This window comes from Pseudomonas entomophila (assembly GCF_029478665.1).
In the GTDB taxonomy this organism is placed as follows: Bacteria; Pseudomonadota; Gammaproteobacteria; order Pseudomonadales; family Pseudomonadaceae; genus Aquipseudomonas; species Aquipseudomonas entomophila_F.
On record NZ_JARPQB010000013.1, the window covers coordinates 108,299 to 129,587 of the forward strand.

The following is a 21,289-nucleotide window of genomic DNA, read 5'->3' on the forward strand; positions in this document are numbered from 1 at the left end:
AGCGAGATGGTCCCCATGTCTTCCGTTAACCCCCTCCTGCAACCCAGCGCCACGCCTATCGACTACGCCGCAGTGACCCTGGCCAACACCCGAGAGGCGTTTGCCCATGCCCTCACGGCCCACCGCGATGGCATTGCCCGGATCGTCGAGCAGCAGCGTGAACTACCGACCTGGGATGACCTGGTGCTGGCGATCGATGAGCTGGATGCACAGCTCAATGCCGTGCTGCTGGCGGCGTCGCCCTTGGCCTACCAAGGCGACGATTGGCTGAACCTGATCAATGAATCCTATGGGCAGTTACTCAGCCGGTTCGATGAAAAACTGGCCAGCACGGTATTGCGCGACCTGTATCAGCAACTGGCAGAGCGCATGGGCATGAACCTCGATGCCCATGAGCGTGCCACCTTGCAGTGGTACCGCGATGCCTTCGTCAGGCACGGTGCGCAGCTGGATGAAGCAGGTAAGCAGACACTTGCGCAGATCAACGAGAAAATCCAGGAAATCGCCTGGATGTTTGGCGAAAACATGCAACTGGAAGGCACTCATGTCAGCGCTGCAGCCTTGCTGGCGGGGCTACCCGTCAGGATGCGCGAAGCCTTGGCGGAGCAGGCCAAGCACCATGGCAAGTCGGGTTGGCTGATCGGCGCCGATGTCAGCTCGACCCACGCGCTGCTCGACCACGCGGCGGACCGCAGCCTGCGTGAGGCGGTCTATCGTCGTCACCACCAGCGCGGCGTCAGCAGCGATGCGCAGCAGGACAATGGCACCCACTTGCTCAACCTGGCCCTGCAGCGTGAGAAGAAGGCGCGCTTGCTGGGCTTTGCCGACTACCCGGCGCTGAGCTTGCGCGCCAAGAGCGCCGGGAACCCTGAGCAGGTGTGGCGCTTCCTGCATGACCTGGCGGCGCGCATGAAGCCGCTGATGATCAAGCGGCGCGAGGCAGTGCAGGCGCAGGCGGACCAGCATGGGCTTGGCGCCTTGCAACCCTGGGATCGGCGCTACCTACAAACCCTCCAACGCCAAGCCAGGCAGTTGCTCTCCCTGGATACCTTCCGGGAGTTCTTCCCGTTGCCGAAAGTGATCGACGCGCTGGTCGAGTTGGTGCAGACGCTGTTCGGGCTGAGGCTGGTCGCCGATGCAACGCCCAGCACAATGGCGGTATGGCACCCAAGCGTCAGAGCATTCGAAGTGTGGCTCGACCATGCGCTGGTAGGCTATTTCTACCTGGATGCCGAGCAATATCCCGGCAAGCAGCCCGACTTGGTGGCGACCCGTTACGTGCGTAACCGGCGGGTCGATGCGGAGGGTCGCTTCCACCCCGCAGTGGTGATGGCCTTCAGCGACGTCCCGCAGGGCAGCCCTGCCCTGCTCGACCCTACCAGCCTGCTCAAACTGTTCCATGAGTTCGGCCACGCCATGCACCATCTGCTGGTGCGCACCACCACCCATGTGGCTTCGGGGGTGAGCAACCTGGGCGCGGACGGGGTCGAGGTCTTCAGCAAGCTGTTCGAACGCTGGGCCTGGGATGCGGACTACCTGGCGAGGATCTCGGCGCACAAGGACGATGGTCGGGCAATCGAGCGCGAGTCGCTGCAAGCCTTGCTCACCAGCTTGCGCGGCGCGGCGTTCGAGCAAACTGCCAACGACCTGGCCCTGGCCTTGTTCGACCTTGACCTGCACGCCACGCCCAGTGACGGCAGAAGCCTGCGCCAGCGTCTGGACGAAGCGCGTGAGCGTTGCGGCTTCTGGCCGCTGGAGGAACATGAGCATCCGGCGCATGCCTTCGACCATCTGCTGAGTTACTACGACGCCGGGTACTACGCCTATGTCTGGTCGGATGTGCATGCTTTCGACCTGTTCACCCGGTTCCAGCGCAATGGCCTGCTGGATCGCGCCAGCGGTGCGGCGTTGCAAGCGGCGCTGCTCGACAGCGGCGCTGCCCGCCCGCTGCACGAAGGCATGCGCGCGTTCCTTGGTCGCGAGCCGAGCCCTGATGCCTTCTTTGCCTGGCATGGCCTGAGCTGACCGAAGGCGCTGGCCGTTTGCTTGGCTCCCTTGTACTGTATAAAAATACAGTACAAGGGGCCGCTCATGATTCCGCCAGCACCGCAACGAGGCCGTGGCACGGTTCACAACCCGCACAACCGCTTCGCGCCCCGCCTGTCAGTGGTGGAGGACGACGGCTGGCACCAGGAAGTCCCGCTCACCCAGGGCACCGAGGTGCGGATCGAGACGGCCAAGACCATCATCGCCCGCAACACTTCGCCCGACCTGCCTTTCGACCGCTCCATCAACCCCTACCGTGGCTGCGAGCATGGCTGCATCTACTGCTACGCCCGCCCCAGCCATGCCTACTGGGACCTCTCCCCTGGCCTGGACTTCGAGACCAAGCTGATTGCCAAGACCAACGCCGCCGAAGTGCTCGAACAGCAACTGAGCAAGCCCGGTTATGTCTGCGCGCCGATCAACCTCGGTTCCAACACCGACCCCTACCAGCCCATCGAACGCGAACAGCAACTCACTCGGCGCCTGCTCGAAGTGCTGCTGCGCTACCGCCATCCGGTCACCATCGTCACCAAAGGCTCGCTCATACTGCGCGACCTCGACCTGATCAGCGAACTGGCCCGCCAGCGCCTGGCGCGGGTGATGATCAGCCTCACCACCCTCGACGACGAACTCAAGCGCACGCTGGAGCCGCGTGCGGCGGCGCCCAAGGCGCGTCTGCGGGCGATCCGGGTATTGCGCGAGGCGGGTGTGCCGGTGGGCGTGCTGTGTTCGCCGATGATCCCGATGATCAACGACAGTGAGCTGGAGCGCCTGCTGGAGGCGGCCAAGGAGGCCGGCGCGCAGAGCGCGGCGTACATGATGCTGCGCCTGCCGCTTGAAGTGGCGCCGCTGTTCGAGCAGTGGCTGCAGGATCACTATCCACAGCGCGCCGCTCATGTGTTGAGCCTGATCCGCCAGAGTCGCGGTGGCGAGTTGTACGACAGCCGGTTTGGTGCGCGGATGCGCGGTGAAGGGGTGTTCGCCGAATTGCTGGCGCAGCGCTTTCGCAAGGCGGCCAGGCGGCTGGGGTTCGAAAGGCGGGAGCAGTTGGAGCTGGACTGCAGCGCATTCTGCCCGCCAGGCGGGCAGATGGCGTTGTTTTGAGGGTGTCCACACATTGACCGATCCCTGTAGGAGCGGCTTCAGCCGCGAACACCGGCGCAGCCGGTGCCAGGCACCGCGTCGCTCGTTTCGCGGCTGAAGCCGCTCCTACACCTAGCGTCGCTAATGCAAGGCACTAAAATCAGTCGTGGGTATTGGCAACTGATGCTTTTTTGCTATTATCGAACACCCGCCAAGACCTTCTAGAACGCCCGTTCTAGAGCCTCCAGAATTAAGTTTCAGTTAAGTTTTCTCCGCTAGCGTAGGAATCCAGTTCATAGCGACTGTGATCATTTGCCTGTGCGCGTCATCTAAATCCCCGCATAGCCAGAATCTTTCCCCGGTAAACTGGAACTTACCTTCAAACCGTCAAGAGGATGAATCATGCCCATCAAGGACCCATCCAAGGTTGTCCCGGCCGCACCCGCCGAAAGCGCCGATGCCGCCCTGAAGCATATCGTCGACGGCTTCCTGCGGTTCCACACCGAAGTCTTCCCCGAGCAGCAAGAGCTGTTCAAGAAGCTGGCCACCGCGCAAAAGCCGCGGGCCATGTTCATCACCTGCGCCGACTCGCGCATCGTCCCCGAGCTGATCACCCAGAGCTCGCCAGGCGACCTGTTCGTCACCCGTAACGTCGGCAACGTCGTGCCGCCGTATGGCCAGATGAACGGCGGTGTTTCCAGCGCCATCGAGTACGCCGTGCTGGCCTTGGGCGTGCACCACATCATCGTCTGCGGTCACTCCGACTGCGGCGCCATGCGCGCGGTGCTCAACCCGCACTCGCTGGACAAGATGCCGACCGTTTCCGCCTGGCTGCGCCATGCCGAAGTAGCGCGCACAGTGGTCGAGGACAACTGCTCCTGCGGTAGCGAGCACGAAAGCATGCAGCTGCTGACAAAAGAGAACGTCATCGCCCAACTGCATCACCTGCGTACACACCCTTCGGTTGCTTCGCGCCTGGCGGCCGGCCAGCTGCACATCCATGGCTGGATCTACGATATCGAAACCAGCCAGATCGAAGCCTACGATGCCGCCAGCGACCGTTTCCTGCCGCTGACCGCAGGCGACTCGATCCCCTCCGCTACACCGAGAGGCCGCTACTAAGCGCCCCGAACACGCTGAAACGACCTTGATTGCCGGCTGCACCCAACGGGTGCGGCGCGGCCTTCGCCTGCCTTGAATTTCCCTGGACGCCTTGCCGGCAAACCCGCTGGCGGCCCGCGCCTGCGCGCGATTCAGGGATCCCCGTGCCTGCGGCCAGAGGAATGGCCGTGAACTTGAGAAAGGAGCGTCATGGTGAACAAGACACAGATCAAAGCGGCATTGCCGCGTGAGTTGCTGGCCTCGGTGGTGGTATTCCTGGTGGCCCTGCCATTGTGCATGGGCATTGCCATCGCCTCCGGCATGCCCCCGGCCAAAGGGCTGATCACCGGCATCATCGGCGGTATCGTGGTGGGCTTCCTGGCCGGCTCGCCGCTGCAGGTGAGCGGCCCGGCGGCGGGCCTGGCGGTGCTGGTGTTCGAACTGGTGCGCCAGCATGGCGTGGCCATGCTCGGGCCGATCCTGTTGCTGGCGGGGTTGCTGCAGTTGCTGGCCGGGCGCCTGCGGCTGGGCTGCTGGTTCCGGGTGACGGCGCCGGCGGTGGTGTACGGCATGCTCGCCGGCATCGGCGTGCTGATCGTGCTGTCCCAGGTGCATGTGATGTTCGACACGGCGCCGCAGCCGTCGGGTGTGGATAACCTGCTGGGCTTCCCGGCGACGCTGGCTTCGGCCCTGCCGCTGGAAAGCGCGGGCAATGGCTGGCAGGCCGGCGCACTGGGCATGGGCACCATCGCCATCATGTGGGGCTGGGAGCGCTTTCGCCCGCAACGCCTGCGCTTCATCCCCGGTGCGCTGCTCGGGGTCGCGGCGATGACGGTCGTCAGCCTGTGGCTGGCGCTGCCGGTCAACCGCGTGCAAGTGCCTGCCGACCTGTCCCAAGCCATCGACTGGCTGCGCCCGGACGATTTGTTCAAGCTGGCCGACCCGACGTTGTTGGTAGCGGCCTTTGCCCTGGCGTTCATCGCCAGTGCCGAAACGTTGCTGTCGGCTGCCGCAGTGGACCGCATGCACAGCGGCCAGCGGTCGGATTTCGACCGTGAGCTGTCGGCGCAGGGTGTCGGCAACATGCTCTGCGGCGTGCTCGGCGCATTGCCGATGACCGGGGTGATCGTGCGCAGCTCGGCCAACGTGCAGGCCGGCGCGCAGACCCGGGCTTCGGCGATTCTGCATGGCTTGTGGTTGCTGGCCTTCGTGGTCGCGTTGAGCAGCGTGCTGCAGCAGATCCCGGTGGCGAGCCTGGCGGGTGTGCTGGTGTACACCGGTGTGAAGCTGGTGGACTTCAAGGCGTTCCGTGGCCTGGGCCGTTATGGGCGGATGCCGATGTTCACCTATGCCGCCACGGCATTGGCGATTGTCTTCACCGACCTGTTGACCGGTGTGCTGCTGGGCTTTGCCCTCACCTTGCTGAAGCTGGCGTTCAAGGCGGCGCGGTTGAAGATCAACCTGGTGGCGCTGGATGCGCCGGGGCACATGGAGCTGCGCCTGAGCGGGGCGGCGACGTTCCTCAAGGTGCCGGCGCTGACCCAGGTGCTGGAGACCGTGCCGGAAGGGACGACGCTGCATGTGCCGTTGGGCAACCTGAGCTATATCGACCACTCCTGCCTGGAGTTGCTGGAGGACTGGGGACGCAGTGGCGCGGCCAAGGGGGCGCGGCTGGTGCTGGAAGAGCGGCGGTTGAAGCGGCGGGTCGAGGGTAGGTTAAGGACAACCGCTGGCGTTGGGGTCTAGCAGGCAATCCTGGGGCTGCCTTGCAGCCCTTTCGCGGCACAAGGCCGCTCCTACAGGGATCGCGGTCATCTGTAGGAGCGGCCTTGTGCCGCGAAAGGGCCGCGCAGCGGCCCCTGCAATCTCAAGCCGACTGCCCCAGCTCGACCCCGAGCTGGCGCGACAGGCACGGCCAGCGCTTCCACGCCGCGCCGGTTTCCGGGCTCGACAGCTTGTCGCGGTAAGCCTCCACCGATTCGGCGGCAAAGCTCTCGTCATCGAGCATCTCATCCACCGAATGGTGCACCACCTCGTCCAGCTGGTTGGCGAAGGTTTCGCCGATCAACTGGTGGGCGATCAGGTTGGCGACCGTGGTATCCACCGGAATCAGCGGCTGCTGGAAATGGCGGATGTACAGGTCGTTGACCTCCTCGACCAGGCGGTGTGCCAGGTAGGCCTCGTCCAGCAGGCAGTCGAGACCGACATGCCCGGCCATCACGCTGGGCGGCTGCAGGAAGTAGGCTTCGGCGATTTTCAGCACCGGTTTGATCTGCGACTCGATGCCGGCCTCAAGCGCCACGTTATGCGCGGCCTCGAGCAGTTCCGGAACCTCGTTGATGTAGGCGCCGACAAAACGCGCCAGCGTACCCTGGGCATCCTGCTGGGGTAGTTGGATCGAGGGATGCAGGTGTGGCAGTTGCAGTTCGAGGCGGGCTTTCAGTTGGCCTGTGCGGCTCTCATGTTGATGGGCGGTTTCGATCTGCTCGCGTACAGCAGCGATGTTCATGACAACTCCAGGGACAAGGCGTTACAAACGGAAGACACTAAGTTAGCTTGCTTACGAGAATGCCTAAGACGCATTTGTTATATCTCTGAGACACGTGTAGGAAATTGGCTATATCAATGTGCCATCATTGTGCCCCGCCCCAGTATTCATGCGGCTTTCAGCGCAAACGTTTGGATGGGTGAAGATCATTTAAAACCCTTCATTGCGCACCATTGGTCGGTGTCTATACTCCGCTTGAAACGTGATTCGTTGATGAGGCCCGACTGCCGTTTGCAGGGGGCTCGGTCGTCGAAGCCAGGCAGTCTTGGCCGCCGTTCCCCCCCATGTCGTAAGGTCGTCCGCGCCTCCGGGACTACAAGAACGATAAGGGGAACCCGCAATGATGCGACATCCACATGTCTGGATGGGCCTGTTGCTGTGGTCAATGTTTGGTCAGGCACAGGCGGCATGGACCGTGAACATGGCTCCCGGGGCGACGGACGTCTCCCACGCCGTGTTCGACCTGCACATGACCATCTTCTGGATCTGCGTGATCATCGGCATCGTGGTGTTCGGCGCGATGTTCTGGTCGATGGTCATCCACCGCCGCTCCACCGGCCAGCAGCCCGCGCATTTCCACGAGCACACCTGGGTGGAAATCCTCTGGACCGTCGTCCCCTTCCTGATCCTCGTGGCAATGGCCATCCCGGCCACCAAGACCCTGATCGACATCTACGACGCCAGTGAGTCGGACATCGACATCCAGGTCACCGGCTACCAGTGGAAGTGGCACTACAAGTACCTGGGCCAGGACGTCGAGTTCTTCAGCAACCTGGCCACCCCCGCCGACCAGATCCACAACAAGGCGCCCAAGGACGAGCACTACCTGCTCGAAGTCGACCAGCCGCTGGTGCTGCCGGTGGGGGCCAAGGTGCGCTTCCTGGTCACCGCCGCCGATGTCATCCATTCCTGGTGGGTGCCGGCCTTCGCGGTCAAGCGCGACGCCATCCCCGGCTTCGTCAACGAAGCCTGGACCCGCATCGAGAAGCCCGGCATCTACCGTGGCCAGTGCACCGAGCTGTGCGGCAAGGACCACGGTTTCATGCCGGTGGTGGTGGAGGTGAAGTCCAAGGCCGACTACGAGACCTGGCTGGGCGAGCGCAAGGCCGAGGCAGCCAAGCTCAAGGAGCTGACCAGCAAGGACTGGACCCTGCAGGAGCTGGTCGAGCGTGGCGACAAGGTCTACCACACCACCTGCGTGGCCTGTCACCAGGCCGAGGGCCAGGGCTTGCCGCCGATGTTCCCGGCACTCAAGGGTTCGAAGGTCGCCACCGGGCCGAAGGAAGGCCACCTGAGCATTGTCTTCCACGGCAAGCCCGGCACCGCCATGGCAGCGTTCGGCAAGCAGCTCTCGGAAGTCGACATCGCCGCCGTGGTCACCTACGAGCGCAACGCCTGGGGCAACAACAAGGGCGACATGGTCACGCCGAAGGACGTGCTGGCGCTCAAGCAGGCGGAAAGCAAATGAACCGGTGCCTTAGGGTTGCAGGAGACAGGACATGAGTGCAGTGATCGACGACCACGCCCACGGTCATGAACACGCCCACGGCCCGGCCAAGGGCCTGATGCGCTGGGTGCTGACCACCAACCACAAGGACATCGGCACGATGTACCTGTGGTTCGCCTTCACCATGTTCCTGCTCGGCGGTTCGTTCGCCATGGTGATCCGCGCCGAGCTGTTCCAGCCCGGGCTGCAGATCGTCGAGCCGGCGTTCTTCAACCAGATGACCACCATGCACGGGCTGATCATGGTGTTCGGCGCGGTGATGCCGGCGTTCGTCGGGCTGGCCAACTGGATGATCCCGCTGATGATCGGCGCCCCGGACATGGCCCTGCCGCGGATGAACAACTTCAGCTTCTGGCTGCTGCCTGCGGCGTTCCTGCTGCTGGTCTCGACCCTGTTCAGCCCCGGCGGCGGGCCCAACTTCGGCTGGACCTTCTACGCGCCGCTGTCGACCACCTACGCCCCGGCCAGCGTGACCTTCTTCATCTTCGCCATCCACCTGATGGGCATCAGCTCGATCATGGGCGCGATCAACGTGATCGCCACCATCCTCAACCTGCGCGCACCGGGCATGACCCTGATGAAAATGCCGCTGTTCGTCTGGACCTGGCTGATCACCGCGTTCCTGCTGATCGCGGTGATGCCGGTGCTGGCCGGCGTGGTGACCATGATGCTGATGGACATCCATTTCGGCACCAGCTTCTTCAGTGCTGCCGGCGGCGGCGACCCGGTGCTGTTCCAGCACGTGTTCTGGTTCTTCGGCCACCCCGAGGTGTACATCATGATCCTGCCCGCCTTCGGCGCGGTCAGCTCGATCATCCCTGCGTTCTCGCGCAAGCCGCTGTTCGGCTACACCTCGATGGTCTATGCCACCGGCGCGATTGCCTTCCTGTCGTTCATCGTCTGGGCCCACCACATGTTCGTGGTGGGCATCCCGGTGGTGGGCGAGCTGTTCTTCATGTACGCCACCATGCTGATCGCCGTGCCCACCGGGGTGAAGGTGTTCAACTGGGTCAGCACCATGTGGGAGGGCTCGCTGACCTTCGAAACCCCCATGCTGTTCGCCATCGCCTTCGTCATCCTGTTCACCATCGGTGGTTTCTCCGGGCTGATGCTGGCCATCGCCCCGGCGGACTTCCAGTACCACGACACCTACTTTGTGGTCGCCCACTTCCACTATGTGCTGGTGCCCGGGGCGATCTTCGGCATCTTCGCCTCGGCTTACTACTGGCTGCCGAAATGGACCGGGCACATGTATGACGAAACCCTTGGCAAGCTGCACTTCTGGTTGTCGTTCATCGGCATGAACATGGCCTTCTTCCCCATGCACTTCGTCGGCCTGGCCGGCATGCCGCGGCGGATCCCCGACTACAACCTGCAGTTCGCCGACTTCAACATGGTGTCGTCGATCGGTGCGTTCATCTTCGGCGCCACGCAGATCTTCTTCCTGTTCATCGTCATCAAATGCATTCGCGGCGGCGCGCCGGCAGCGGCCAAGCCCTGGGACGGCGCCGAGGGGCTGGAGTGGTCGATTCCGTCGCCGGCGCCGTACCACACCTTCCAGACCCCTCCGGAAGTGAAGTAGGAGCCTTGCAATGGACGGCCTTTCGCTCAAACGCCTGGTCACTCGCCTGCTGATGCTGACGGTGGTGATGTTCGCCTTCGGCTTCGCCCTGGTGCCGATCTACGACGTGATGTGCAAGGCCTTCGGCATCAACGGCAAGACCGGCGGGCAATACGAGGGCAGCCAGGTCAGCGACCCGTCACGCTCGGTGCGGGTGCAGTTCATGTCGACCAATGCCGGCGACATGAGCTGGGAGTTCCACTCCACCGCCGACCAGCTCGAAGTCAACCCGGGGGCGGTGAACCAGATGATCTTCATTGCCCGCAACCCCACCGACAAGCCCATGAGCGCCCAGGCCATCCCCAGCATCACCCCGGCCGAGGCCGCGGCGTATTTCCACAAGACCGAGTGCTTCTGTTTCACCCAGCAGGTGCTGCAGCCGGGCGAGCGCATCGAGATGCCGGTGCGCTTCATCGTCGACCGCGACCTGCCGGAGTCGGTGAAACACCTGACCCTGGCCTACACCCTGTTCGACATCACCGCTCGCCACCCCCCGGTCGCCCATGTCGCGACCGAGGCCGCCCGTTGAGGGAAGGAGATCAACCATGGCAAGCCACGAGCATTACTACGTCCCGGCGCAGAGCAAGTGGCCGATCATCGCCACGATCGGCATGTTCATCACCGTGTTCGGCCTGGGCACCTGGTTCAACGACCTCAAGGCCGGCCACCCGGAATCCCACGGGCCGCTGATCTTCTTCGTTGGCGGGTTGTTCCTGGCGTACATGTTGTTCGGCTGGTTCGGCGCGGTGGTCAAGGAGAGCCACGCGGGGCTGTACAGCTCGCAGATGGACCGCTCGTTCCGCTGGGGCATGAGCTGGTTCATCTTCTCCGAGGTGATGTTCTTCCTGGCGTTCTTCGGGGCGCTGTTCTATGTGCGGGTGCTGGCCGGGCCGTGGCTGGGGGGCGAGGGGCACAAGGGCGTGGCGCACATGCTCTGGCCCAACTTCGAGTTTGTCTGGCCACTGCTGCATACGCCCGATCCGAAACTGTTCCCGCCGCCGAAGGAAGTGATCGACCCGTGGCACCTGCCGTTGATCAACACCATCCTGCTGGTGAGCTCCAGCGTGACCGTGACCATCGCCCACCACGCCTTGCGCAAGGGGCATCGCGGCCCGCTGAAACTGTGGTTGGGGCTGACGATCCTGCTGGGGCTGTCGTTCCTGGCGTTGCAGGCCTACGAGTACCACGAGGCCTACACCAAGCTGGGGCTGACGCTGGGGTCGGGGGTCTATGGCGCGACGTTCTTCATGCTCACGGGCTTCCACGGCGCGCATGTGACGCTGGGGACAGTGATCCTGTTCGTGATGTTCTGCCGGGTGCTGCGGGGGCACTTCAACCCGGAGAAGCACTTCGGGTTCGAGGCGGCGAGTTGGTACTGGCACTTCGTCGATGTGGTGTGGGTGGGGTTGTTCATCTTTGTGTATGTGCTGTAGGCGCGGCTTCAGACGCGAAGCCGGGTGGCACCCGCTTTGCGGGTGATCGCGGCTGAAGCCGCTCCTACAGGGGGTGGTGGTGATTTCAGAAGGGGGCGTGCGAGACCAGCTGGCCGCTGATCAAGCCCCAGGCCACCAGCCCGATGGTCAGGGCCGCCAGGGTGACACGCACGGTCAGGGCCTTGAGCAGGCGGGTCGAATGGTCGTCGTCCTTGACCAGGAATACCAGGCCACTGAACAGGCTGGCGACCGTGGCCAGCAGCATCAGGACTATCGCGGCCTTGAGCATGGCGCTACTCCGGGGGGATGCGGTGATGAGATCAAGTATAGCGGTTGCCCCGACGAGGCCCCGATGAGGCCGTTTCGTCCGGGCTGGGTCCCGACTCTGGTGGTGCTCGCGCTGCTGCCGGGGCTGCTCTCGCTCGGCTGTTGGCAGCTACGCCGCGCCGACGAAAAGCGTGCCCTGGTCGATACCTACACCGAGCGCCAGATCGAGGCGCCGGTGGCCGCCGCGCAATTGCGCCAGTTGCCGGATCCCGCCTTCTACCCCGTACACCTTTATGGTCGCTTCGACGCCGAGCACAGCCTGCTGCTGGATAACCAGCTGCGCGATGGCAAACCTGGCGTCGAGCTGCTGCAGCCCTTCCACGACCAGGCCAGCGGGCAGTGGCTGCTGGTCAATCGCGGCTGGCTGCCCTGGCCGGATCGTCGCGTGCCGGTGCGTTTCGATACCCCCGGCCAGCCGCTGGCGCTCGAGGCCTCGGTGTATGTCGCGCCCGGCAAGACGTTCCAGCTCCACCCCGATTCGACCGAAGGCGGGTGGCCGCATCTGCTCACCGCCATCGACCCGGCCGTGCTCTGGCAGCAACTGGGGCGCGATGGCTTCGCCCATGAACTGCGCCTGCAACCGGGTCCGGCCAGCTATCGGCTGGGCTGGCCGGTAGTCGCCATGGGGCCTGAAAAGCACCTGGGCTATGCCGTGCAGTGGTTCGCCCTGGCCACGGCATTGCTGCTGCTCTACCTCTATTTCGGCTGGCATCACAACGACAAGGAGAACCGCCATGGCCGCCGCCACGAGTCCATTGCACGCACCTGAGGGCCGCAAGGCCCGCGGGCGCTTGCAGTTGCTGCTGATCCTGTCCGTCGTGCTCGGGCCGATGATCCTCGCCACCAGCATGTACAAGCTGCAGTTCTGGGTGCCGGATGGGCGCAGCTATCACGGCGTGATGATCGGCAATGGCCTGGGCCGCGCCGACATCGGCATCGATGCCCAGGATGAACGGTGGCAACTGCTGGTCAGCGCCCCCGAGGCCTGCGCCGAAGACTGCCGGCAGTTGGTGTACCTGGCCCGGCAGATCCAGATCGGCTTGGGCCGCGACGCCAGCCGCGCCAGCCATGCCTTGGCTTCGGCCCAGGCGTTGGATGGCGATTACCAGGGCGTGCTCGAGCGTGAGTACCCGCAGTTGCAGCGCTATCCGCTGGACGCCCAGCGTTACCGGCAAAAGGTTGGCGAGCCTGGCCCGCAGCTGTGGATCGTCGACCCCCATGGCAACCTGGTGCTGCGCTATGACGCCAAGGCCAACGGCAAGCAGGTGCTGGACGACCTGCGCCACCTGCTCAAGCTGTCCAACATCGGCTAGGAGGCTGCCATGGCCAGACCCGGATTCCGCCTCGCTGTGTTCGCCACCCTGCTGGCGTTGCTGGTCGTGCTGCTAGGGGCCTACACCCGGCTGACCCACGCGGGTCTCGGCTGCCCGGACTGGCCGGGCTGCTACGGCTTCATCAGCGTGCCCAAGACCGATGCGCAACTGGCCCATGCCGAGCTTCACTTCCCCGAGCACCCGGTCGAGGCAGCCAAGGGCTGGGCGGAAATGGTCCATCGCTATTTCGCCGGGACGCTGGCGCTGGTGATCGCCCTGCTCGCCTTCCAGGCCGTGCGTCGGCATGCCCGCGATGGCCAGCCCTATCGCTTGCCGCTGCTCTTGCTGGGGGTCGTGCTGGCCCAGGCGGCGTTCGGCATGTGGACGGTGACCTTGAAGCTCTGGCCCCAGGTAGTCACGGCGCACTTGCTCGGGGGCTTCACCACGGTCAGCCTGCTTTTCCTGCTATCCCTGCGTCTATCCCGGGCCTTTGCGCCACTGCCGAAACTGCCCCTGAGCCTGCGCCGTATCGCCGCGCTGGCACTGCTGGTGGTGATCGGCCAGATCGCCCTGGGTGGCTGGGTCAGTTCCAACTATGCGGCGGTGGCCTGCATCGACCTGCCCACCTGCCATGGCCAATGGTGGCCGGCGGCGGACTTCAGCAACGGCTTCCACCTCACCCAGCACGTCGGCCCCAACTACCTGGGCGGGCAGCTGGACAGCGATGCGCGCACGGCGATCCATATCAGCCATCGCCTCGGTGCCTTGCTGGTCACGCTGGTGCTGCTGATGCTCAGCTGGAAGCTGCACCGCAACGGCCTGACCAGCCTGGCGCGCCTGGTGCTGCTGGCGCTGGCGCTGCAAGTCGGGCTGGGCGTGAGCAACGTGCTGCTGCACCTGCCGCTGGCCGTGGCGGTGGCCCACAACGCTGGCGGCATCCTGCTGTTGCTGAGCATGGTGCTGGTGAACTACCGCATCCGCGTGGCCGACAAGGTACGTGTCGGCCTAGGCTGGCGCCTCACCCCGGTAAGCAACGTCGGGCTCCCCCATCACATGAGGAACGATTCGTGGCGACGCTTCTGAGCACGGAACGCCAACGCGCCGGCTGGCGCGACTACATGGAGTTGACCAAGCCCAAGGTGGTGGTGCTGATGCTGATCACCTCGCTGGTGGGCATGTTTCTCGCCACCCGCGCCGGCGTCGCCTGGAGCGTGCTGCTGTTCGGCAACCTGGGGATCGGCCTGTGCGCGGGGGGCGCGGCGGTGGTCAACCACGTGGTGGACCGGCGCATTGACGCGCTGATGGCCCGCACCCACAAACGCCCGCTGGCCCAGGGCCGGGTCGCGCCGCTGCCGGCCCTGGCCTTCGCCTTGCTGTTGGCGGTGATGGGCTTGGCTTTGCTGCTGGCGTTCACCAATACCCTTACCGCCTGGCTGACCCTGGCGTCGCTTTTGGGTTATGCGGTGCTCTACACCGGCTTTCTCAAGCGCGCCACGCCGCAGAACATCGTGATCGGCGGCCTGGCCGGCGCGGCCCCGCCGTTGCTGGGCTGGGTGGCGGTGAGCGGGCATGTGGGGGCCGAGCCGCTGTTGCTGGTGCTGATCATCTTCGCCTGGACCCCGCCACACTTCTGGGCCCTGGCCATCCACCGCAAGGCCGAGTACGAAAAAGCCGATATTCCCATGCTGCCGGTGACCCACGGCGAGCATTACACCGCACTGCATATCCTGCTCTACACCCTGATTCTGCTGGCCGTCAGCCTGTTGCCCTATGCCATCCACATGAGCGGCCCGCTCTACCTGGCCTGTGCCCTGGCCCTGGGCCTGCGCTTCCTGCATTGGGCCTGGGTGTTGTACCGTGGCACCCGGCCGCACGCGGCGATCAAGACGTTCAAGTACTCTATCGGCTATCTGTTCGCCTTGTTCATCGCGCTGCTCGTTGACCACTACCTGTTGCTGAACCTATGACCCGAACCCAGAAAACCGTCTTCATCCTCGTTGCCCTGGTCGCGCTGATCATGGGCCTGACCGTCAACAAGGTGCTCAGTGACCGCGGTCAGCTGAACCCTACCGAACTGATCGACGCCGGCATCATCCTGTTGCCTCAAAGCCGCACGGTGCCGGATGTGAAGATGACCGACCAGAACGGCCAGCCCATCGCGCTGGACCAGCTCAAGGGCAAATGGTCGCTGTTGTTCTTTGGTTACACCTACTGCCCGGACATCTGCCCGACCACACTTGCCCAACTGCGCCAGGTGAAGAGCGAGCTGCCCAAGGAGGCCATCGAGCGCCTGCAGGTGGTGTTGGTGAGCGTGGACCCGAACCGTGACACGCCGAACCAGCTCAAGCAGTACCTGGGCTATTTCGACAAGGATTTCGTTGGTGTGGCGGGGTCGATCGAGGATACCCAGAAACTGGCCAATGCCTTGAGCATCCCGTTCATTCCGGCTGATACCAGCAAGCCGGGGTACACCGTGGACCACAGTGGCAACCTGGCGGTGGTCGGACCGGATGGGCGCCAGCGCGGCTTCATTCGTGCGCCGTTCAACAACCAGAAGCTGGTGGCGCAGTTGCCGGGGCTGGTGAAGCGGGATTGAGCACGTTGGGCCTGCCGTGCAGGCCATCGCGGCACAAGGCCGCTCCTACAGAAGATCGCCTGCCTCTGTAGGAGCGGCCTTGTGCCGCGAAAGGGCCGCAAAGCGGCCCCGAGTATTTCAGATCAGAACGCCGGAATCACTGCGCCCTTGTACTTCTCGGTGATGAATTGCTTCACCTCAGGCGAGTGCAGGGCCGCGGCCAGCTTCTTCATGGCATCCGCGTCCTTGTTGTCCGGACGGGCCACCAGGATGTTCACGTAAGGCGAGTCGCTGCCTTCGATGACCAGCGCATCCTTCTCAGGGTTCAGCTTGGCTTCCAGCGCATAGTTGGTGTTGATCAGCGCCAGGTCGACCTGGGTCAGCACGCGCGGAATGGTCGCCGCTTCCAGCTCGCGGAACTTCAGCTTCTTGTCGTTGCCGGTGATGTCCTTCACGGTCGACAGGATGTTCTTGTTGTCCTTGAGCTTGATCACGCCGGCCTTGTCCAGCAGCAGCAGGGCGCGGCCGCCGTTGGTGGCATCGTTGGGGATGACCACGGTGGCGCCTTCAGCCAGCTCGTCGAGCTTCTTCAGTTTGGTGGAGTAGGCGCCCAGGGGCTCCAGGTGCACGCCGGTGACGCTGACCAGCTGGGTGCCCTTGGCCTTGTTGAACTCGTCCAGGTACGGCTGGTGCTGGAAGAAGTTGGCGTCCAGGCGCTTTTCCGCGACCTGCACGTTCGGCTGGATGTAGTCGGTGAACTCCTTGACCTTCAGCTCCACGCCCTCTTTGGCCAGCTGTGGCTGGACGAACTTGAGGATCTCGGCGTGCGGCACCGGGGTGGCGGCGACGGTCAGGGTCTCGGCGTGGGCCGAGAAGGCCGCGACAGCGGCGACAACAGCAAGCAGCTTCTTCATTGATCACTCCTTGTGAGGGCCGCGACGGCCCCCGAACGGGTCGGCCAGGCCGACCCCATTGGGGTTACTTACGGGAAAAGTGCACGACCAGCTTGTCGCCGACGCTCTGCAGCACCTGCACCAGCACCAGCAGCAATACCACGGTGACCACCATCACGTCGGTCTGGAACCGCTGGTAGCCGAAGCGGATGGCCAGGTCGCCCAGGCCGCCCGCGCCCACCACGCCGGCCATGGCGGTGTAGGAAACCAGGGTAATGGCGGTGACGGTGATCGCTGCAAAGATGCCCGGCCGGGCCTCCGGCAGCAAGGCGTTGGTGATGATCTGGCGGGTGGTGGCGCCCATCGACTGGGTGGCTTCGATGATGCCGCGGTCCACTTCACGCAGGGCGGTCTCCACCAGGCGGGCGAAGAACGGCGTGGCACCCACCACCAGCGGCGGGATGGCGCCAGCGACACCCAGCGAGGTGCCGGTGATCAGCACGGTGATCGGGATCATCACGATCAGCAGGATGATGAACGGCAGCGAGCGCAGGATGTTCACCACCAGCGAAAGCAGCGCGTACACGCCTTTCTGCTCGAACATCTGCCGCGGCCCGCAGAGGAACAGCAGCACGCCCAGCGGCAGGCCCAGCAGCACGGTGAAGAACAGCGAGCCGAACAGCATGATCATGGTGTCGACGGTGGCCAGCCAGATTTCGGCCCAGTCGACGTTGGCGAAGAAATTCAGGGCGTCCATCAACGCAGTACCTCCATATGTACGTCAGCTGCCTTGAAGCGGGCAAACGCCGCTTCCATGTCTCCGCCGATCAGGGCGAGGGTGAGCTGGCCATAGGGGACATCCTTGATGCGGTCGATGCGCCCGGCGAGGATGCTGTAGTCCACGCCGGTCTCGCGGGCCACGGTGCCCAGCAGCGGCGCGTAGGTGGCGTCGCCCTGGAAGGTCAGGCGCACGATGCGGCCCGGTACGTGGGCGAAGTCGTCACGTTGCTCGCCTTCGTCGACCTGCTCGTCTTCCTGGACGAAGCGCTTTGTTGTCGGGTGCTCAGGGTGCAGGAACACCTCGGCGACCGGCCCCTGTTCGACGATATGCCCGGCGTCCATCACCGCCACGCGGTCGCAGACCCGACGGATCACGTCCATCTCATGGGTGATCAGCACGATGGTCAGCTTCAGCTCGCGGTTGATCTCGGCCAGCAGTTGCAGCACCGAGGCGGTGGTCTGCGGGTCGAGGGCGCTGGTGGCTTCGTCGCACAGCAGGATCTTGGGGTTGGTGGACAGCGCGCGGGCAATGCCGACCCGCTGCTTCTGCCCGCCCGACAGCTGTGCCGGGTACTTCCTGGCGTGGTCCTGCAGGCCGACGCGGGCCAGCAGTTGGGTGACGCGCTTGTCGATTTCGCCACGGGACAGCTCGCCGGCCAGCACCAGCGGCAGGGCGACGTTGTCGGCGACGGTCTTCGAGGCCAGCAGGTTGAAGTGCTGGAAGATCATCCCGACCTGCTGGCGGAAGCGGCGCAGCTGGTTCGCATCGAAGGCGGTGACGTCTTCGCCATCGACGATGATCTTGCCACCGCTCGGGGCCTCGAGGCGGTTGATCAGGCGCAGCATGGTGCTCTTGCCGGCACCGGAGTGGCCGATCAGGCCGAACACCTGGCCATCTTCGATGGTCAGGCTGGTCGGGTTCAGGGCCGGGATATCCCTACCGTCGACACGGTAGGTCTTGTGGACGTTTTGAAACTCGATCACTGAGCGAACCTTGTGGGGCGCATGGAATGTGGGCCAGCGGTTAGCCGGGGTCGCGCATTTTAGCCTTTTCCAATAGCTGTACTTATCATTTATTTCTGATTCGTCCAATCAATTGGGCATAACGCGACGATTGGTGCGCCTGGTCGAACGTGATCGCGGGGCAAGCCCGCTGCCACAGGATCGATGTGATTCCCGTGGAGCGGGTTTGCCCCGCGATCGATCACTGCTGATGGGGAACCAGCACCACTTGTGCGGGCAACGAGCGCTGGATCTCATGCGTCTGCTTCAGCGCGAAACCGCTGTCGAGCTTGCGCACGCGCTTCTCCAGCAGGGTCTTGAGCCACGGGGCGTCTTGCGTGCGGGGCACCTGGAACACCACCTCGCACTGGTAATTGACCACGTCCGAGGCGATGTCATCGAGTTGGCGCCGCAGGGTGCGGCTATCGGTGGTCTTGAGCGCTACCACAGTGTTCGGCGCAGTCGGGTCGATCAGCCGTGCCTGCGGTTGCTTTTCCGCAGCCTTGAGTGCCGCTTCAGCCTTTTCCAGTTCAGCTTTGCGGGCATTGGCCATGGCGTCGCCACCGGTCAGCGCCGGGGCTTTTGGCATCAGCGCACGGGCGCGGGCCAGGGCGGTGGCGGCGGCATTGACGTCGCCCTTCTGCAGGACGATCTGGCTGCGGCGCAGATAGGCTTCGGCCAACTGCCGCTGGTGGGGCACAAGGCGTGCGTCGTCAGGTGACTGCGCCTGCAGCGCGGCGAGCTGGTCCTCGGCGGTGGCCAGCTCGCTGGCGGCGATACTGTGTTCCAGCTGCTGCCAGGCATCCGGCTGGACAGGCGCAATCGGCTGTTCGGCCGGCTTGCTGGAACAGCCGGCCAGGAACAGGGAAAACGCGGCAACAAGCAGATAACGTGAGGCGAACGGCTTCATTCCTGCGACTCTCTATTTGCGCAAAAAGCGAGCAAGTCTACACCCAGGTGCGCACGCTCGAAAACAGGCCATACAGACCTTTCACCCATGGAAAGGTTGCGCGCGGCCCCTTAATTTTCAGCGTTTGGGCAGTGCCAGGCTCAGCAAGAATAGCACCGCCGCACAGACCACGATCGACGGCCCGGCCGGTGTGTCCTTGAACCACGACATGGCCAGGCCACCGCACACGGCGGTCACCCCCAGCAGGCTGGCGCCCAGGGCCATCTGCTCGGGGGAGCGGGCGTGACGTTGTGCCGCGGCGGCCGGAATGATCAGCAGCGAGGTGATCAGCAGCACGCCGACGATCTTCATCGCCACCGCGATCACCACGGCGATCAGCAGCATCAGCGCCAGGCGCAGCCCGGCCACCGGCAGGCCTTCGACCATTGCCAGTTCCTCGTGCACGGTGACCGCCAGCAAGGGGCGCCAGAGTGCGGCCAGCAGTACCAGCACCAACGCGCTGCCACCGAGGATCCAGGCAAGGTCGGTGGTGCTGATCGCCAGCAGGTCGCCGAACAGGTAGGCCATCAGGTCGATGCGCACATCGTGCATGAAGCTCAGCACCACCAGGCCCAGCGACAACGTGCTGGGGGCGAGGATGCCGAGCAAGGTGTCGGAGGCCAGCGGCTGGCGTTGCTGCAAAGTCACCAGCAGGATCGCCAGCAACAGGCAGCCGATGGTCACCGCCAGCGCCGGGCTGACGTCCAGGGCGAAGCCCAGGGCTACGCCGAGCAGCGCGGCATGCGACAGGGTGTCGCCGAAATAGGCCATGCGCCGCCAGACCACGAACGAGCCCAGCGGGCCGGCGACAAGTGCCAGCGACAGGCCGGCAAGCAGGGCGTAGAGAAGAAAATCAGCCATGCTTGCAGTGCTCTCCGTGGACATGGGCGCCGGGGGCGATCACCGAGCCGTGCAGGTCGTGGCTGTGATCGTGATGGTGGTGGTAGACGGCCAGGCTCTTGGCATTCTGGCCGAACAGCTCGACGAAGGCCGGGTCGTTGCTGACCTGCTCCGGGTGGCCCGAACAGCAGACGTGGCGGTTGAGGCAGACCACCTGGTCGGTGGCGCTCATCACCAGGTGCAGGTCGTGGGAGACCATCAGCACGCCGCAACCATGGCGGTCGCGCAGGCGGGTGATGAGGTTGTACAGCTCGGTCTGGCCGACCACGTCGACGCCCTGCACCGGCTCGTCGAGCACCAACAGTTCAGGCTCGCGCAACAGCGCGCGGGCCAGCAGCACCCGCTGCATCTCGCCGCCGGAAATGGTCTGGATAGGGCTGTCGATCACTTGCTCGGCGCCGACCTCCTGCAGTGCCGACAAGGCTGCCGCGCGGTCTACCCCGGGCACCAGGCGCAGGAAGCGCAGCACCGACAACGGCAACGTGGCGTCCACCTGGATCTTCTGCGGCATGTAGCCGATGCGTAGCTTCGGCTTGCGCCATACCTTGCCCCGATGCGGCTTGAGCAGGCCGAGCACGGCACGCACCAGGGTGGTCTTGCCGGCGCCGTTGGGGCCGATCAGGGTGACGATCTGGCCGGGCGCGACCGCCAGGTCGATGCTGTCGAGCACCGCTTCGCCGGCAAAGCTGACCCCGACCTGCTCGAGGCGGATCAGTGCGTCGCTCATGCCTTGCCCCGGCAGTTGCCGCACAGGCCGACCACTTCCACGGTCTGCGTTTCGACGGCGAAGCCGACGGCCTTGGCGCTGTCGACAATGGCGCCGCTGATGCTCTCCTGCTCCAGCTCGATGGCCACGTGGCACTCGCGGCAGATCAGGAATTGGCCCTGGTGCGCGTGCTCGGGGTGGCTGCAGCCGATAAAGGCGTTGAGCGATGCGATGCGATGCACCAGGCCGTTTTCCAGCAGGAAGTCCAGGGCGCGATAAACGGTGGGTGGCGCGGCGCGGCGGCCGTCCTGCTCGCTGAGCACGGCGAGGATGTCGTAGGCGCCCAGCGGCTTGTGGCTCTGCCACACCAGCTCCAGCACGCGGCGGCGCAGGGCGGTCAGGCGCAGGCCCTGACGGTTGCACAGCGCGTCGGCCTCGGCCAGCGCGCTGTGGACGCAATGGGAATGATCGTGGGGGCGGTGGGCCAGCGGCGTGATGGACATGG

At 64.6% G+C, this 21,289-nt stretch carries 22 protein-coding genes; 13 read left to right on the forward strand and 9 right to left on the reverse strand.

Annotated features, from left to right (window positions below; genetic code table 11):
• Positions 1-15: 15 nt before the first annotated feature.
• The 4 genes from P5705_RS09175 to P5705_RS09190 all read left to right on the forward strand — a co-directional run bounded on the left by P5705_RS09175 (position 16) and on the right by P5705_RS09190 (position 5,976).
• Positions 16-2,025: a M3 family metallopeptidase gene (locus P5705_RS09175; RefSeq protein ID WP_277460511.1), complete on the forward strand. Its 2,010-nt coding sequence runs from the start codon at positions 16-18 to the stop codon at positions 2,023-2,025.
• A 66-nt stretch (positions 2,026-2,091) separates the two neighbouring features.
• Positions 2,092-3,150 (forward strand): PA0069 family radical SAM protein, encoded by a 1,059-nt coding sequence (locus P5705_RS09180; RefSeq protein ID WP_277460512.1) that lies wholly within the window; start codon positions 2,092-2,094, stop codon positions 3,148-3,150.
• 381 nt (positions 3,151-3,531) lie between these two features.
• Positions 3,532-4,251, forward strand: a complete 720-nt coding sequence (locus P5705_RS09185; RefSeq protein WP_277460513.1) for a carbonic anhydrase — start codon at positions 3,532-3,534, stop codon at positions 4,249-4,251.
• 189 nt (positions 4,252-4,440) lie between these two features.
• Entirely contained in the window at positions 4,441-5,976 is a 1,536-nt protein-coding gene (locus P5705_RS09190) for a SulP family inorganic anion transporter (RefSeq protein WP_277460514.1), read from the forward strand.
• A gap of 121 nt (positions 5,977-6,097) precedes the next feature.
• On the opposite strand, the gene P5705_RS09195 is transcribed toward P5705_RS09190, so the two are convergent.
• Positions 6,098-6,739 carry a hypothetical protein gene (locus P5705_RS09195; protein WP_011531510.1) on the reverse strand — a complete coding sequence of 214 codons (642 nt, stop codon included), beginning with the start codon at positions 6,737-6,739 and terminating at the stop codon, positions 6,098-6,100.
• 379 nt (positions 6,740-7,118) lie between these two features.
• On the opposite strand from P5705_RS09195, the gene coxB reads away from it, so the two are divergent.
• From coxB to P5705_RS09215, 4 genes are read left to right on the forward strand one after another with little or no spacing between them, the layout of a single operon-like run.
• On the forward strand, positions 7,119-8,246 hold the full coding sequence (gene coxB, locus P5705_RS09200) for a cytochrome c oxidase subunit II (RefSeq protein ID WP_277460515.1): 1,128 nt from the start codon (positions 7,119-7,121) through the stop codon (positions 8,244-8,246).
• Between the two features lie 31 nt (positions 8,247-8,277).
• Positions 8,278-9,867 (forward strand): cytochrome c oxidase subunit I, encoded by a 1,590-nt coding sequence (ctaD, locus tag P5705_RS09205; protein WP_240064132.1) that lies wholly within the window; start codon positions 8,278-8,280, stop codon positions 9,865-9,867.
• A gap of 10 nt (positions 9,868-9,877) precedes the next feature.
• Complete coding sequence (locus P5705_RS09210) at positions 9,878-10,435, forward strand: cytochrome c oxidase assembly protein (protein ID WP_248918130.1); 558 nt, start codon at positions 9,878-9,880, stop codon at positions 10,433-10,435.
• A 16-nt stretch (positions 10,436-10,451) separates the two neighbouring features.
• Positions 10,452-11,339 carry a cytochrome c oxidase subunit 3 gene (locus tag P5705_RS09215; RefSeq protein ID WP_277460516.1) on the forward strand — a complete coding sequence of 296 codons (888 nt, stop codon included), beginning with the start codon at positions 10,452-10,454 and terminating at the stop codon, positions 11,337-11,339.
• A gap of 85 nt (positions 11,340-11,424) precedes the next feature.
• Here P5705_RS09215 and P5705_RS09220 read toward each other — a convergent pair whose 3' ends face one another.
• Complete coding sequence (locus P5705_RS09220; protein WP_277460518.1) at positions 11,425-11,628, reverse strand: twin transmembrane helix small protein; 204 nt, start codon at positions 11,626-11,628, stop codon at positions 11,425-11,427.
• A gap of 63 nt (positions 11,629-11,691) precedes the next feature.
• Here P5705_RS09220 and P5705_RS09225 point away from each other — a divergent pair, with 63 nt between their 5' ends.
• From P5705_RS09225 to P5705_RS09245, 5 genes are read left to right on the forward strand one after another with little or no spacing between them, the layout of a single operon-like run.
• Complete coding sequence (locus P5705_RS09225) at positions 11,692-12,435, forward strand: SURF1 family protein (protein ID WP_277460519.1); 744 nt, start codon at positions 11,692-11,694, stop codon at positions 12,433-12,435.
• Positions 12,401-12,979: a hypothetical protein gene (locus P5705_RS09230; protein ID WP_277460520.1), complete on the forward strand. Its 579-nt coding sequence runs from the start codon at positions 12,401-12,403 to the stop codon at positions 12,977-12,979. The genes P5705_RS09225 and P5705_RS09230 overlap by 35 nt, the downstream gene beginning before the upstream one ends.
• Positions 12,980-12,988: 9 nt before the next feature.
• Positions 12,989-14,062: a COX15/CtaA family protein gene (locus P5705_RS09235; RefSeq protein WP_277460521.1), complete on the forward strand. Its 1,074-nt coding sequence runs from the start codon at positions 12,989-12,991 to the stop codon at positions 14,060-14,062.
• Positions 14,047-14,946: a heme o synthase gene (gene cyoE / locus P5705_RS09240; protein ID WP_277460522.1), complete on the forward strand. Its 900-nt coding sequence runs from the start codon at positions 14,047-14,049 to the stop codon at positions 14,944-14,946. Before P5705_RS09235 ends, cyoE begins: the two co-directional genes overlap by 16 nt.
• A complete protein-coding gene (locus P5705_RS09245; protein WP_252091263.1) occupies positions 14,943-15,575 on the forward strand; it encodes an SCO family protein in 633 nt (210 codons plus the stop codon). Before cyoE ends, P5705_RS09245 begins: the two co-directional genes overlap by 4 nt.
• Positions 15,576-15,697: 122 nt before the next feature.
• Here P5705_RS09245 and P5705_RS09250 read toward each other — a convergent pair whose 3' ends face one another.
• The 7 genes from P5705_RS09250 to zur all read right to left on the reverse strand — a co-directional run bounded on the left by P5705_RS09250 (position 15,698) and on the right by zur (position 21,287).
• A complete protein-coding gene (locus P5705_RS09250; RefSeq protein WP_277460524.1) occupies positions 15,698-16,468 on the reverse strand; it encodes a MetQ/NlpA family ABC transporter substrate-binding protein in 771 nt (256 codons plus the stop codon).
• A gap of 64 nt (positions 16,469-16,532) precedes the next feature.
• The gene (locus tag P5705_RS09255) at positions 16,533-17,204 is read right to left on the reverse strand and encodes a methionine ABC transporter permease (protein WP_011531522.1); all 672 of its coding nucleotides are present in this window, start codon (positions 17,202-17,204) and stop codon (positions 16,533-16,535) included.
• Positions 17,204-18,211 carry a methionine ABC transporter ATP-binding protein gene (locus tag P5705_RS09260; protein WP_248918138.1) on the reverse strand — a complete coding sequence of 336 codons (1,008 nt, stop codon included), beginning with the start codon at positions 18,209-18,211 and terminating at the stop codon, positions 17,204-17,206. Before P5705_RS09260 ends, P5705_RS09255 begins: the two co-directional genes overlap by 1 nt.
• A gap of 220 nt (positions 18,212-18,431) precedes the next feature.
• Positions 18,432-19,139, reverse strand: a complete 708-nt coding sequence (locus P5705_RS09265) for a PA5502 family lipoprotein (RefSeq protein ID WP_277460525.1) — start codon at positions 19,137-19,139, stop codon at positions 18,432-18,434.
• 117 nt (positions 19,140-19,256) lie between these two features.
• Positions 19,257-20,039 carry a zinc ABC transporter permease subunit ZnuB gene (znuB, locus tag P5705_RS09270; protein WP_277460526.1) on the reverse strand — a complete coding sequence of 261 codons (783 nt, stop codon included), beginning with the start codon at positions 20,037-20,039 and terminating at the stop codon, positions 19,257-19,259.
• On the reverse strand, positions 20,032-20,805 hold the full coding sequence (znuC, locus tag P5705_RS09275; RefSeq protein ID WP_011531526.1) for a zinc ABC transporter ATP-binding protein ZnuC: 774 nt from the start codon (positions 20,803-20,805) through the stop codon (positions 20,032-20,034). Before znuC ends, znuB begins: the two co-directional genes overlap by 8 nt.
• The gene (gene zur, locus P5705_RS09280) at positions 20,802-21,287 is read right to left on the reverse strand and encodes a zinc uptake transcriptional repressor Zur (RefSeq protein WP_277460527.1); all 486 of its coding nucleotides are present in this window, start codon (positions 21,285-21,287) and stop codon (positions 20,802-20,804) included. The genes znuC and zur overlap by 4 nt, the downstream gene beginning before the upstream one ends.
• Between the last annotated feature and the right edge of the window lie 2 nt (positions 21,288-21,289).